The sequence below is a fragment of the Uliginosibacterium flavum genome (genome assembly GCF_040566545.1).
Classification (GTDB): Bacteria; Pseudomonadota; Gammaproteobacteria; order Burkholderiales; family Rhodocyclaceae; genus Uliginosibacterium; species Uliginosibacterium flavum.
In genome coordinates this window covers 32,304-46,507 of the sequence record NZ_JBEWZI010000014.1, presented here as the reverse complement: position 1 = coordinate 46,507, position 14,204 = coordinate 32,304, and the positions used below count along the sequence as shown (strand labels likewise).

Genomic DNA, 14,204 nt, shown 5'->3' with positions numbered 1-14,204 from the left:
TACCTGAAGCGTGAATCTGAGGAAGTCGTGATTTTAGCGCATGAAAAAGGCAGCGCCCTCATGGACGCTGCCTTTTCTTGAATGGCGGTTGATCCTCATCGACCGCCACAGGGGCTAACCTGTCCGCCCGACTACGCCGGACTACAAGTGGCGGGTGCAAACAGGCTCGCCCCTGCACCAGACCTGCATTACGCGATGGCCAGCTGTTTGGCTTTCACGCCAGCTTTCTTGGGTAGCTTGAGTTCCAGTACGCCATCATGGAATTTGGCAACGGCATGTGCATCATCCAAGTCGGCGCCCATATCAAAACTCCGTGAAACCTTGCCATAGCTGCGCTCCATGCGTAGCAGGCGTTCGCCTTCCTTTACTTCGCGTTCTTGCTTCCGTTCTCCCGTGATCGACACAACGCTGCCGTCGATTTGCACATGAATGTCTTCCTTCTTCATGCCCGGAAGTTCGGCTTCGATCATGTATGTGTCGCCAGCTTCGCGAACATCAAGCTTCACGCTGGGCGCATCCCACCAGTTCGCGCCAACATCAAGCGGACGTACGAAGAAGCCGCGAAACAGATCCTCCAAAGGATCAGTACGTACGATGTTTGCCATGATGTGCTCCTTTCCTGCTTGAAGGGGATTGGCCTCCCCCGCACCATCAAGATAGGGCTGTCCGTGTCAGTTTTCAAGGCAAAAAGTGACTCAAATTTGAGCGCTTTTGATGGAGATTTACAGGCTGTAGAACCGCGCGGGTATTGACTCTTCAGGTTGTGTGGCTGGAGATGTTCGGTGTGTCTGGCTGTGCGCAATGCATGTCTGAAGAGTACCGCCTGCTGCGGCTCTCCGCTTGCCGCGCAATCGCATTTTGTTATTGAAGTGAGCTGCGCAGTGCCGGCTGACGCGCTAGCATCAGGATCGCATCCTGATTGGTCCACGAGAAGCATTTGCGCGCAGCTTCCTGCCAAGGCAGCCAGCACTGGGCGCGGTGTTCGTCGGGCGCCAGGCGCACTTCGATCGGTTCGGGCACACACAGGCTGAACACGTGCTCGGTATTGTGGCTGACGCCGGGGGCGTAGCGATGACGCCATTGCTCAAGGATCTCGAAATGATTGCTGATGCGCCAATCCTGAAAGGCGCTGGTTGGCGCGCGGATGCCGGTTTCTTCTTCGACTTCGCGGCGTGCCGTGTCGAGCAGACTGTCCTCACCCTCGCGGCTGCCGGTCACAGATTGCCAGAAGCCGGGATGAGCGGCGCGCTCAATCAGCAGCACGTGCTTGTTCGGTGTGTGGATCAGCACCAATACGGAAACGGGTTGTTTGAAGCCGGCGCTCAAGTGCTGACTCCGAGGACGGGCAATTCCGTATGAGTACCGGTCAGCAGGCAGCAGAAACTGATTTTTTGGGTTTGCCAAGCGGTGACGGTTTCATTGAGCACCTCCAGCAGGCTTGAGAAACAGGCCGGGTCGGCGGCTTGCAGGGTTTCGGCATGCACCAGAATCAGTAGATACCCATCGGCTTCGTTCCAGGACATGTCCGTCAGGCAGTCAGCCAGCGCATCCCAGTTGCCGCCGTACCAGTCCGGAAAGTGCAGACCGCGGGCAAGGATGCGATGCAGGGAGTCGGCGTTGCGGGCTTTGCCCAGGTCGATGCGATAGACATTGAAACCAGCAGCCGGGCCAGCCTGAAAAAGGGTACGGGCGGTGTCGTCGGTGGCTTGATATACGCCGGCTATTTCGGGCCGGCGCAAGAGCTGGACTGCATTGGCGGGCAGGGCGTTGATTTTCATGGCGCGATCCGTTTGAAACTGCGGTAGTGGTCGGGCGTGTAGTAATAGTCGCGTTGCTCACCGGCAACGATGCGCCGTGCGCCACGATCCTGCGCACCGGGCGTGGGCACGGTGAATTCGCGATAGTAGCCGCGTGTCTGCTGCGGCAGGCGGTGTTCGCGGTTCTGAAATTCGACGCCATCGCGCCGATACGGGAAGGGCCCGCCACGCTCAATCAGCGCGAGGGTTTCTTGCGCTTCAAGTGGCAGCTGCTGGCGCTGGATAGTGGCGGGGTCATCCTGCCGGCTCCAGAAACTGCGTGCGTCCGCGAGAACACTGCTGCTCGCAAGCAGGGCAAGGAGCAGCCAGATGAAGAATGATCGCAGGACAGACATGTGCGTAACGCCGCGAGGGAAAGCCGCAGTTTAGCAGCGTGGCGGCTTGCCGCTTGCGGCGGAGGACTGAGCAATGGGTACTGAGGACTGAGTGGGCGTGCTTGTAGAGCCGCTTCCGAATTGGGTCTTCGGGCAGGTGTGTTGCAGAGGCAATGCGGAGGCGGCTTTGAGGAAGGGGGGTGTAGGAGCTAGCGCAGCTGGCGATTTGCCAGCGTGGATCGCCAGCGGCGCTAGCTCCTGCGTGGGCATGCTCGCAGAGTCGCGCCCGATAAGCTTCTGCGGGCAGGAGGGCTGAAGAAGCTTGACAGGTGCGGCTCTCTGGGGCTGCATATTGCGCACTCAGCACTCAGCACTCAGCACTCAGCACTCAGCACTCAGCACTTATCTGACTTGCTCCGGCTTGATGCCGTTTTTCTTGAGCAGTGCGTGGAAGTAGTTAACCAGCGCAGCCAGGCGCTTGTTGCCGGGATCCTGTTTGCGAACGCGTTCGATGAAATTCTTTGCATTGCTGGCGAAGTGGTCATTCCAGCCGATGTTTTCGATGTGTTTGAGCAGCGCCAGCGCGGCATTGAAGAGTACGTGTGTGTTGCCGGGGAGTTTGTCGACTGCTTGGAGCATTTGGCGTACTGAGCCGTCGTAGTCTCCGCTCTGGGCGAGTTGGGCTCCCTCGCTCATGATGCTGCGCACCTCGGTGCGTACGCGTGTCGCCAGTTCGGCGCCGAGCTCTGGACGGCCCAGCGCTACCAGCATGTTCTTGATGGCTTCCACGGCCTCATCGTCGGCGGCGTGGCGCATCACATCCATGATCACGTCGGCGGCCTTGTCATCCTGCTTGTTTTCGAGGCAAATGCGCGCGAGATTTTTCTTGAGACCAATCGAAGCTCCCAGCCGTGGGTCGTTGAAGCGGATGGCTTCGTCCAGCGCGGCGTTGGCTTTATCTGAGTCGCCCGCATGGGTGGCGACCATTGCCGTGGATAGTGCCTTGCACAGAGCCGTCTTGGGCAGGCCATCCATGTTGCGGTCGAGATCGCGCAGGGTATTGGCCGCGCCCACGGTATCGCCCATACCCAGTTGGGCTTTGACAAGCTGGACGTGGTCTTCGGGGTCGCGAAAATCCGAGTATTTGCCCTTGGCGACAACGGTACTCATCATTTTTGAAGCAGTCTCCATGTCGCCGATCTCGGCTGATACTTCGCCCAGCTTGCGCAGGCGGCGCATCGTGTGGGGTGAAACCTTGATGGCTTCTTCCAGAGTTTCTTTGGCTTCGTGCAAGCGGCCGGCGGCTTCACGGGTCTTCGCCAGCCAGTCGTAAGCGTCCAGATACATGGCATTTTCTTCGAGCAGGCCTTGCAGCTGTTCTTCCGCCTCGTCGAAGCGTTTCTGCATATACAGGGTCTTGGCCAGGCCCAGCTTGGCCCAAGGCACCGCCCGGTTTTCGACGACTACTGCGTAAACTTCCTGTGCCTCATTGGCTTGGCCAGCAATCAGGTGCAACTCGGCACGCAGGCGCATGAAATCAATCAGGTATTGTGGATTGTCGATTTCGCCTTTGCGACAGGCTTCAATCGCTTCGAGTGTATTGCCGGCCTCGATCAGCTTGTAGGCAGGCATGAAAACGTCACGTTTTTCCAGTGCTTTCGACAGGCGGCTCAGCAGCTTGTCGGAGGAGAAAGGTTTGAGAATGTAGTCGTTGGGTGCCAGTTCGGCAGCGCTAACCACCTTTTCATACAGGCTTTCGCCCGTGATCATCAGGAAGATGCTGGAGAGCGGGATCAGGTGATGGCTGCGCAGATCTTCCAGCAGGTGCTGGCCGTCCTGTCCTTCGCCCAGGTGGTATTCGCACAGGATGATGTCGAAATTCTGGTCACGCAGCTTGCGTACCGCCACGCCAGCCGAGACGGCCAGCGCCAGTTTGGTGATGCCGCACAAGGCCAGCATGGTGCGCAACTGCGTGCGCATGCTGGCATTGGAGTCGACAATCAGTACCGAAATCTCTTCGATATCTTGCGGCATGCGTCCACCGTAGGTAGCGGGAGCTGGGATGTTCCCGATCTGCTTATGCAACGGCAGGGTGGCGATTTTCTTTAGGGTGCTGAGTTTTCGGCAGCAGATCCCAGAACGCTTAGCGCAAAAGCCAACTGACGGGCTCGTTCACGTAGGGAGTCATAGCGACCCGAGGCGCCGCCGTGGCCGGCCTCCAATGTGGTCAGGAAGAGCAGCGGGTTGGTGTCGGTCTTCAGGGTGCGCAGTTTGGCGACATACTTGGCCGGCTCCCAGATCATTACCTGATTGTCGTGCAGACCGGCTTCCACCAGCATCGGCGGGTAGGCGCGGGCGGCGAGGTTGTCGTAAGGCGAATAGGCCAGCATGCGGCGATAGTCGGCCTTGTTGGCAGGGTTGCCCCATTCTTCGTATTCACCCACGGTGAGCGGCAGCGAGGCGTCGAGCATGGTGGTCACCACGTCAACGAAGGGTACTTCGAGGATGGCCGCGCCGAACAGCTCGGGGGCCATGTTCAGCACCGCACCGATCAGCAGGCCACCAGCACTGCCTCCATTGGCTAGAATCCGGCCCCGACGCGTATAGGCTTGCTGGATAAGGGTTTGCGCGCAGGCGATGTAGTCGCTGAAGCTGTTTTTCTTGTGCTGGAGCTTTCCTGTCTCATGCCAGGCCTGACCCAGGTCGCCACCGCCGCGCACATGGGCCACGGCAAAGACCCAGCCGCGATCCAGCAACGACAGGCGCGTCGAGGAAAACCACGGATCGTTGGTGATGCCGTAGGCACCATAGCCATCCAGCCATAGTGGCGCGCTGCCGTCACGCGGCAAACCCTTGCGATAGACCAGTGAAATCGGAATCAGCGTGCCATCGGCAGCCGTGGCTTCGATGCGCTCGGCGATGTAGTGTGCCGGATCGAAATCGCCCAGCACCGGCTGGCGTTTGAGCAGCGTGGTCTGGCGCGTCAGTGGATCGTAATCGTAGATCGATGGCGGCGTGGTCATCGATTCGTAGCTGTAGCGCAGGATCGGCGAATCCCACTCAGGCAGGTCTTCGATATCGACCACATAGGCCGGATCGGCAAAGGCAATCTGGTGGGTTTGCTGGCTGGCCAGATCAGTAATCGATAGCTGCGATAAGCCGTTCTTGCGTTCGCTGCAGACCAGAGTGTCGCGATAGAGTTCGATGCCTTCGAGAACAACGTCTTCGCGCAGCGGCAGCACTTCCTGCCAGTTGGTGGCTTGCCAGTCAGCCAGTGGCGTCTTGATGAGGCGGAAATTCGGGCCGAGATCGTTGGTGCGGATGAACAGCGTGTCGCTATGGTGATCAATCTCGTATTCCACGCCCGCGCGGCGTTTGACCACGATGCGCCAGCGCCCATTCGGCTGGTCGGCGGGCAGAATGCGCGTTTCGCTAGTGGTGTGGCTGGTCGAGTTCAAGACCAGCAGGCCGAGGCTGCGGGTCTTGGCGACGTAGAGATTGAAGCGTTCATCGCGCTCCTCGAAGAGCCGCGTCGGCTGCGCTTCTCCAAGGTCTTGCCGCCAGAACAGGCTCGCACGCTTGGTCTGTACATCCTCCGTGACGAAGAACAAGGTGGGGCGCGGGTCTTCAAGCAATGAGCCGCCATCCTCTGCCCAAGCCAGACTGACCACGCCCTTGTGGCTGAACTTCAGGTTCTTGCCGCGAATCAGATCCCGCACGCGCAGGCGGTAAGTGCGCTGGCCGCGCGTGTCTTCAGTCCAGGCCAGGTAACGGCCGGACGGGCTGACCTCGTAATCGCCGACCTCGTAGAAGGCCTTGCCTTCAGCTTCCAGATTTTCATCCAGCAGGACTTCTTCCGGCGAGGTCTCCCAGCCTGCGTCCGTGATGCGTTTGCGTGCATGCACCGCGTACTGCGCGCCCTGCACGGTGCGGCTGTAATACATCCAGGGGCCGAACTTCACCGGTACCGACAGATCCGCTTCCTGAATGCGTCCCAGCAGCTCGGTGTACAGCGTTTCCTGGAGCGGCTGGAGCGGCGCCAGCACGGCTTCGGCGTAGGCGTTCTCAGCCTTCAGGTAGTCGAGCACTTCGGCGCTCTTGACCTTGCGCAGCCAGTGGTAAGGATCGATGCGTGTGTGACCGTGGGCGACGAGCTTTTTCGGGCGCTGGGGGGCGGTGGGAGGCGTAAGCGAGAGGTCGAGTTTCAAAGTGGCGTGCCTTGAGGATTAAAAGCACAAGGGCCGCAAAGGAGATTTCCTTGCGGCCCTCGCATGGCTAGCGATGTTGCTGCTTATTTGGCCGTTTCTTCAGCTTTTGGCACGGTACGCAGACGAATGTGCAGTTCACGCAATTGCTTCTCGTCGACCGGGCTGGGCGCTTGCGTGAGCAGGCACTGGGCGCGTTGGGTCTTGGGGAAGGCGATCACGTCGCGGATCGATTCGGCACCGGTCATCATGGTAACGATACGATCCAGACCGAAGGCCAGACCTCCGTGCGGGGGAGCTCCATATTTGAGTGCGTCGAGCAGGAAGCCGAACTTGAGCTGGGCTTCTTCCTCGCCGATCCCAAGCGCTGCAAAGACCTTCTCCTGCACATCGGCGCGGTGGATACGCACCGAGCCGCCGCCGAGTTCCCAGCCGTTCAGGGCCAGATCGTAGGCTTTGGCCAGACACTTGCCCGGATCGGTGGTGAGCAGCTCCAGATGCTCGTCCTTCGGGCTGGTGAAGGGGTGGTGGCAGGCGACCCAGCGCTTGTTCTCTTCGTCGTAATCGAACATCGGAAAATCGACGACCCAGGCCGGCGCCCACTTGCGACCGTCGACGTGACCCTTTTCGTGGCCGATCTTGCTGCGCAAGGCGCCCAGCGCGTCTGTCACGATCTTGGCCTTGTCGGCGCCGAAGAAGATGATGTCGCCACTTTGCGCACCGGTGCGTTCAATCACGGTCTTCAGCGAGGCTTCGGACAGATTCTTGACGATCGGTGATTGCAGGCCGGTTTCGTTGATTTGGGTGACATCATTGATCTTGATGTAAGCCAGACCTTTGGCGCCGTAGATCTTGACGAACTCGGTGTAACCATCAATCTCGCCACGTGAAATGGCGGCACCACCCGGCACGCGCAGGGCGGTCACGCGGCAGCCCGGGTCGTTGGCGGCGCCAGCGAAGACCTTGAAGGCCACATCCTTCATAGCATCGGCGACATCGACCAGTTCCAGCGTCACGCGCAGATCCGGCTTGTCCGAGCCATAGCGGGTCATGGCTTCGGCGTAGCTGATGCGCGGGAAGGGCGTGGGCAGCTCGACGTCGATGGCATCCTTGAACACGTAGCGGATCAGGTCTTCCATGATCGCGGTGATCTCGTCCTCGGTGAGGAAGGATGTTTCCATATCGACCTGAGTGAATTCCGGCTGGCGATCGGCGCGCAGATCTTCGTCGCGGAAGCACTTGGTGAGCTGGTAGTAACGGTCGTAACCGGCCACCATCAGCAGTTGCTTGAAGAGCTGCGGTGACTGAGGCAGGGCGAAGAACTCACCGTCATGTACGCGGCTCGGTACGAGGTAATCGCGTGCGCCCTCCGGCGTGCTCTTGGTGAGCATCGGGGTTTCGATGTCGATGAAGCCGGCGTCGTCCAGGTAGCGACGGAATGCGCGTGCAGTCTTGTAGCGCAGGATCATGTTGCGCTGCATGGCAGGGCGGCGCAGGTCGATCACGCGGTGCGTCAGGCGCACGTTTTCCGAGAGGTTTTCGTCGTCGATCTGGAAGGGCGGCGTGACCGAAGGATTGAGCACTTCCAGTTCGTAGGCCAGTACTTCGATCTCGCCGGAGATCAGGTTGCTGTTGGTCGTGCCATCCGGGCGACGACGCACCTTGCCCACCACCTTCAAACAGAACTCATTGCGGACGCCTTCGGCGACTTTGAAAGTCTCGGCGCGATCGGGGTCGCACACGATCTGCACTAGACCTTCACGATCACGCAAGTCAATGAAAATAACGCCACCGTGGTCGCGACGGCGATGAGCCCAGCCAAAAAGGGTTACGGTCTGGTCGAGGTGAGCGGCGGAAACGAGGCCGCTATATGTGGTACGCATCAATGATCTCCGTGATCCGGTGGTTTATTGTGTTTTGAATGATGTTGCCAAGCCGCCAGCATGTGCTGTCGACGGAGGTTTTAGTGTTTGCCTTGTTCGGGCGCAACGGAGCCCATCGAGATGATGAATTTCAAGGCTTCATCAACAGACATCTCTAGTTCGATGACGTCTTTGCGCGCCATCATCAGAAAGAAGCCCGAGGTCGGGTTGGGTGTGGTCGGTACGTAGACGCTGACTGAATCTGTTGGCAGATGCTGCGCCAGTTCGCCGATAGGCTGACCCGTCTGGAAAGCAATTGTCCAGCTGCCTTGGTGTGGATATTGAATCAGCAGAGCCTTGCGAAAAGCCTGACCGCCAGGCCCCAGTAGCGTGTCAGACACCTGTTTGACACTGGAGTAGATCTGTTTGACTACGGGAATGCGGCTGAGCACGCTTTCCCATATCCTGACCAAGCGTTGTCCTAGCAGGTTGGAGGCCACCATGCCCGTACCAACAACGACCAGCAGGGTTATCAGGGTGCCCAAGCCCCAGAGCTTGAAGCCAATCAGGTTGTCGGGCTGCAAGGATGCCGGCAACAGCAGCAGGGATTGATCCAGTGTGCTGACAATGGATCGCAAAACCCACGCCGTGATGACAAGCGGAATCCAGACCAGAAGGCCGGTGATCAGATATTTTTTCATAAAACTCAGACCTCAGTGGCAGGCGCAGTTCTTTGCACAGGCTGGGGCGGGCGTCGCCGTGCTTGGTTCTGACACCGCAGCAGTCGTCGTACCGTTGGAAGCTGGCGAAGATGTGCTGTTTTTTGAGCCGCCCTTGAAGTCGGTGGCGTACCAGCCGCTGCCTTTAAGCTGAAAGCCCGCAGCGCTCAGTTGCTTGGCGTATGTGGGGCTGCCACAGGCTGGACAAGCGGCAATCGGCGCATCGCTGTGCTTCTGGAGATGGTCTTTTTTGTGGCCGCAGTCAGCGCAGCGGTATTCGTAAATAGGCATGTGTTTCCTCGAAAGGATGGATTCTAACGCATTGGCGCGACAGGAAAAACCAGTAACCAGCATTGCGCTGCAATGCTGGTTCGGCTCAAGCAACAATTGGGGCGGGCTAACGCGCTTTCAAGCTGCGTCAGATTGGTACGAAGAGCTTGCTCAGCGTTTCGCCAAAAAACAATGCCAGAATGCCTGCTGCGGCAAGGTAAGGGCCGAAAGGAATAGGTGTCTCGCGGCCATGCTTGGCAAAAACCATCAGGCTGATGCCTACGCAGGCGCCGACGACAGACGAAAGCATTATGACCGCAGGCAGGGCTTGCCAACCCAGAAATGCGCCGATTGCGGCGAGGAGTTTGAAGTCCCCATAGCCCATTCCTTCTTTGCCGGTCACCAACTTGAACAGCCAATACACCGACCACAGCGAAAGGTAGCCGAGGATTGCGCCGATAACTGCTGCATCAAGTGCGACAAAGACCTGGTTGATGTTTAGCGCCAAACCCAGCCATAGCAAAGGCAGGGTGATGTCGTCAGGCAGCAGGAACGTATCCAAGTCTATGAATGTCAGTACGACCAACGCCCATATCAGCAGCAATGCTCCTGCTGTTTGCCATGTTGGTCCGAATTTCCAGGCGACAGCTGCGGAGAGCAGGGCCGTAAGCAGTTCGATAACCGGATAGCGAATCCCGATAGGCGCACGGCAATGTCGGCACTTGCCGCGCAATACCAGATAACTCAGCAGTGGGATGTTTTCCATTGCCGTAATCAGGTGTCCGCAGTGCGGGCAGCGCGACCGGGGCATTGAAAGGCTGATTTTTGGACTATCTGGAGCAGGCTCCCCGCGCAGTTCGGCTGCGTCCTCTTGCCAAGACCGCTCTAGCATCTTGGGGAGGCGGTGGATGACGACGTTGAGAAAGCTGCCAACGCACAGCCCGATGCCGGCGCACAGGCAAACGAGTAGCGCCGGATCCTGAATAAAATGGAGGAAGCTCAAACCACAGCGCCCAGTTTGAAGATTGGCAAATACATGGCGACAACCATGCCGCCGATCAGGGTGCCGAGGAACACTATGATGATAGGTTCCAGCAGTTGCGAAAGGCCTGCCACCATGTCATCAACTTCACGTTCGAAAAAGTCTGCAACCTTGCCGCACATGCTGTCCAGCTGACCGGACTCTTCACCGATGGAGACCATTTGAACCACCATTGCTGGAAACACCTGAACGCCCTGCATTGCGACGGTCAGGCTGGTGCCGGTCGAGACTTCGTTCTGGATGGTTCTGGTGGCAACTTTATAAACGTGATTGCCTGCCGCGCCGGCAACGGAATCCAAAGCTTCTACCAGCGGAACGCCCGCCGCAAACATGGTTGACAGCGTGCGAGTCCAGCGCGCAATCGTGGCTTTGCGCAGGATGTCGCCAATCACAGGGATCTGCAGGCTGGCACGGTCAACCCAGGCTTGCAGAGCCAGCGAGCGTTTGAAAGCCATGGAAAAACCGACAACCGCAGCAATAATAGCGACCAAAATCAGAAAGCCGTTGGCGACCACAAAATCTGAAATTGCCATGACGAAAAGAGTTGGGGCTGGTAGGTCCGCACCAAAGCTGGTGAATACAGCTTTGAACTGTGGAATGACGAAAATCATCATAACTGCGGTGACGCCTGACGCGACAACCAGCACGGAAATTGGATAGAAAAGAGCGGCTTTGATTTTGCTTTGAATCGCAAGCATCTTTTCCTGATAGATGGCGATGCGATCCAGCAAGTTTTCCAGTGCGCCGGACTGTTCGCCCGCTGCAACCAGATTGCAGTAAAGTGCATCGAAGTGGGTCGGGTGTTTGCGCAGCGAGTTAGACAGGCTGGTGCCCGTCTCGACTTCTGTGCGGATCTCGTTCAGTAAACGGCCTAAAGCTGGATTGCTGGTGCCTTTGATGGAGATGTCAAATGACTGTAGCAACGGAACCCCGGCGCGCATCATGGTCGCCAACTGGCGTGTGAAGATGGCAATGTCTTTGTATTTGACGCTCGATCCGCGGCCAAACGAACGTTTCTTGACTTTGGTTACAGAAATGCCCTGACGGCGCAAAGTGGCCTGGACCACTTTTTCGGTAAGTGCGCGTTGTTCGCCGCGAACAATTTTTCCTGATTTGTCCTTGCCTTCCCAAGTAAAAATGATTTCCTTGGGTTCGTCTCTTTGCCGGCGGACGGTGCGAGTTGCTGTGGCCATGTCGGTTTTCCGTAAATTACTCGTTGGTGGTGGCGAGTACTTCTGTCAGGGATGTCATTCCCTGTTTGACCTTGAGAAGGCCTGATTGTCGCAGATCCTGGACGCCTTCGATTTGCGCCTGCGTGGCGATGTCGATCGAATTGCCGCCCGTCATGATGATGCGCTGAATTTCGTCTGAGATGGGCATGACTTGATAAATGCCGACACGTCCTTTGTAACCCGTGCCTTTGCAGCGTTCGCAGCCTACAGGGCCATAAGCTTGCCAGTCACCACCCAGATCACTTTCCGTAAAGCCTGCCTGCATCAATGCTTCCATCGGGATATCGATGGGCTTTTTACACGAACACAGGCGCCGGGCCAATCGTTGGGCAGTAATCAGAATGACGCTTGATGCGATATTGAAGGGTGCTACGCCCATGTTCTTCAGGCGTTCAAGTGTTGTCGGAGCGTCATTGGTGTGCAGTGTTGACAGCACCATGTGGCCGGTTTGGGATGCCTTGATCGAGATTTCGGCGGTTTCCAGATCGCGGATTTCACCTACCATAATGACGTCGGGATCCTGGCGCAGAAATGCTTTGAGTGATACGGCGAAGTTGAGTCCAGCCTTGTCGTTCATCGTGACCTGATTGACGCCAGGCAGGGTGATTTCCGCCGGGTCTTCTGCCGTGGAAATGTTGACGCCAGGTTTGTTCAGAATGTTCAGACAGGTATATAGCGAAACAGTTTTGCCGCTACCAGTCGGGCCAGTTACCAGCACCATACCGTAAGGTCTTTCAACCGCATTAAGTAGTGCTGCCTTTTGGTCTGGCTCGTAACCCAGAGCGTCGATCCCCAGCATGGCGCTGGTAGGATCCAGAATCCGCATGACGATTTTTTCGCCATACATGGTTGGCAGGGTTGATACCCGGAAATCGATGGCTTTGTTTTTTGACAGAACCAGCTTCATGCGGCCGTCTTGTGGTACGCGTTTTTCTGAAATATCCAGTCTCGAAATAACCTTGATCCGTGCTGCAATTTTTTCTTTCAGCGCCAAGGGCGGTTGAGAAATTTCGCGCAGGATGCCGTCGGTACGGAAGCGGATGCGATAAAACTTTTCGTAAGGCTCAAAATGGATATCGGAGGCGCCTTCATTGATGGCGTCGACCAGCATTTTCTGGATGAAACGAACGACTGGTGCATCATCAATTTCACCCGCAGCGGCATCCGCTTGGGCGTCTTCGATTGGTGCATCAATCATGCCGTCCAGATCGAATTCGTCATTCGTCGTCAGTGTGCTCAGGACTGAGGATGCTGATTCTGTGAGCTTTTTCAGCCATTGGCCAAGCTTGTCCACCTCTACTACAACAGGGTCGACCGCCAAGCCTGTCTGGAAGCGAATCTCATCCAGTGCGCGAAGGTTGGTTGGATCTGCCAGAGCAACGGCAATCCGGTTGCCACGCTTGCTCAGTCCGATGACCTGATGTTTTGCCATCAGTTTGGCGTCAATCGCATCCTTCGCAACGTAGCTTTCGTCATAGGCCGAAAGGTCAAGCCAAGGGCTGCCGAAGGTTACTGAGCAAAACGTAGCCACTTCTGCAGGTTTCATCAGGCTGCGCTGCACCAATTCAGCCACAAAACCGCCTGGATTTCCCGTTTGCGCGGTACAGGCCTGTGCATCAGCTTCCGTCAGTCGGCCGTGTTGTACCAAGGCGCGAGCAAGGCCGCTCAGAGAGGTTTGTTGAACAGAAGCCATTTAGGGGTGCTTTATCTACAAAACTTTCAATGGGTTACGTGGTTTTCTTGATGTTGCACTGTAATTCTGGAGATTGTAAACCGCCTTGTGGCATTTTCGACACCGATAGTCGGGGCCGGTAAGGCTTCGGGCAGAAAAACTAACCAGACTAGATGCTTCATATTGTCGGCACAGGATCGACATTGCTGAAGCGTCTGGCCTTAGATACTGCGCCCCAGAAGAAATTCCAGCACAAATCGGGTTCCTGCATAGGCCAGCAAGAGAACAATGAAGCCAGCCAGCAGCCAGCGAGTAGCTGTTTTTCCGCGCCAGCCGAAAGTCTTTCGTCCCACCAAAAGCGTTGCAAACAGCAGCCAGGAAGCGATGCCGAACACTGTTTTGTGGTTCAGCATGAGTGGCTTGTTAAAAATTTTCTCCGAGAAAAACAGGCCAGAGCCGACTGTTAAAGTCAGAAAAACGAAGGCTGTTGTAATCAGCCGAAAAAGGATGTTATCCAGCGTAAGCAATGGCGGCATGTCTTGCTCTGCCCCAATTTGTGGTTGGTGAAGTTCGTGTTCGGCTGCAGTCAGAACAATCGCGTGAAATACTGCGAGTGTAAACAGACTGTATGCCAGCATGGCAACCACGATATGGGCTTTGAATGCCCAGTTCGTGAGCACTAGCGCTTGAGGGTGGCCCGTGATGATCAAGGGAAGCAGGCAGGATATAGCCGCGATGGGGGATGCGCGCTTGAGTAGGCCGTTAAGTGGCGTAACCAGAGCTTCCAGCGCGTAGATCGCCATGGCCAGCCACAAGGTCAAAGATAGTGCTGTACTCAAGCCAAAGTGCAAATCACCTTGGTTGAACAGGATGTTTTCGAGGAGCCAAGCATGGGCCAGCAGTGCGGATAGCAGCAAAGCCGAGGTCCATGCGCGCCGGTTCTTGTTGTTTTGCAGGCAGGCTGCGGCCAGCGTTGCGTAAAGCAAGGCCGGAAGCAGATGCAGTAGAATGTTTCCCATTCCCTCAGTTTAACGCCCATCGGGTGCAGGCGGAATACTTGCCTCTCCTGAT

Annotated in this window: 13 protein-coding genes; all 13 read right to left on the bottom strand. The window is 57.1% G+C overall.

The window, feature by feature from the left end:
* Positions 1-188: 188 nt before the first annotated feature.
* On the bottom strand, positions 189-605 hold the full coding sequence (locus ABXR19_RS13510) for an Hsp20/alpha crystallin family protein (RefSeq protein ID WP_354601667.1): 417 nt from the start codon (positions 603-605) through the stop codon (positions 189-191).
* 256 nt (positions 606-861) lie between these two features.
* A complete protein-coding gene (nudB, locus tag ABXR19_RS13505) occupies positions 862-1,326 on the bottom strand; it encodes a dihydroneopterin triphosphate diphosphatase (protein ID WP_354601666.1) in 465 nt (154 codons plus the stop codon).
* A complete protein-coding gene (locus tag ABXR19_RS13500) occupies positions 1,323-1,778 on the bottom strand; it encodes a barstar family protein (RefSeq protein WP_354601665.1) in 456 nt (151 codons plus the stop codon). The genes nudB and ABXR19_RS13500 overlap by 4 nt, the downstream gene beginning before the upstream one ends.
* Positions 1,775-2,152 carry a guanyl-specific ribonuclease gene (locus ABXR19_RS13495; RefSeq protein ID WP_354601664.1) on the bottom strand — a complete coding sequence of 126 codons (378 nt, stop codon included), beginning with the start codon at positions 2,150-2,152 and terminating at the stop codon, positions 1,775-1,777. The genes ABXR19_RS13500 and ABXR19_RS13495 overlap by 4 nt, the downstream gene beginning before the upstream one ends.
* 381 nt (positions 2,153-2,533) lie before the next feature.
* On the bottom strand, positions 2,534-4,165 hold the full coding sequence (locus tag ABXR19_RS13490) for a tetratricopeptide repeat protein (protein ID WP_354601663.1): 1,632 nt from the start codon (positions 4,163-4,165) through the stop codon (positions 2,534-2,536).
* A gap of 71 nt (positions 4,166-4,236) precedes the next feature.
* A complete protein-coding gene (locus ABXR19_RS13485; RefSeq protein ID WP_354601662.1) occupies positions 4,237-6,339 on the bottom strand; it encodes a S9 family peptidase in 2,103 nt (700 codons plus the stop codon).
* Between the two features lie 83 nt (positions 6,340-6,422).
* The gene (aspS, locus tag ABXR19_RS13480; RefSeq protein ID WP_354601661.1) at positions 6,423-8,219 is read right to left on the bottom strand and encodes an aspartate--tRNA ligase; all 1,797 of its coding nucleotides are present in this window, start codon (positions 8,217-8,219) and stop codon (positions 6,423-6,425) included.
* 80 nt (positions 8,220-8,299) lie between these two features.
* Positions 8,300-8,899: a DUF502 domain-containing protein gene (locus ABXR19_RS13475; protein WP_354601660.1), complete on the bottom strand. Its 600-nt coding sequence runs from the start codon at positions 8,897-8,899 to the stop codon at positions 8,300-8,302.
* A 12-nt stretch (positions 8,900-8,911) separates the two neighbouring features.
* Positions 8,912-9,208 carry an FmdB family zinc ribbon protein gene (locus tag ABXR19_RS13470; protein ID WP_354601709.1) on the bottom strand — a complete coding sequence of 99 codons (297 nt, stop codon included), beginning with the start codon at positions 9,206-9,208 and terminating at the stop codon, positions 8,912-8,914.
* Positions 9,209-9,335: 127 nt separating this feature from the next.
* Positions 9,336-10,190, bottom strand: coding sequence for a prepilin peptidase (locus tag ABXR19_RS13465; RefSeq protein WP_354601659.1), 855 nt, complete (start codon positions 10,188-10,190; stop codon positions 9,336-9,338).
* Positions 10,187-11,422, bottom strand: a complete 1,236-nt coding sequence (locus tag ABXR19_RS13460) for a type II secretion system F family protein (protein ID WP_354601658.1) — start codon at positions 11,420-11,422, stop codon at positions 10,187-10,189. The genes ABXR19_RS13465 and ABXR19_RS13460 overlap by 4 nt, the downstream gene beginning before the upstream one ends.
* A gap of 16 nt (positions 11,423-11,438) precedes the next feature.
* Positions 11,439-13,154 (bottom strand): type IV-A pilus assembly ATPase PilB, encoded by a 1,716-nt coding sequence (pilB, locus tag ABXR19_RS13455; RefSeq protein WP_354601657.1) that lies wholly within the window; start codon positions 13,152-13,154, stop codon positions 11,439-11,441.
* 200 nt (positions 13,155-13,354) lie between these two features.
* Positions 13,355-14,152: a cytochrome C assembly family protein gene (locus ABXR19_RS13450; protein WP_354601656.1), complete on the bottom strand. Its 798-nt coding sequence runs from the start codon at positions 14,150-14,152 to the stop codon at positions 13,355-13,357.
* Between the last annotated feature and the right edge of the window lie 52 nt (positions 14,153-14,204).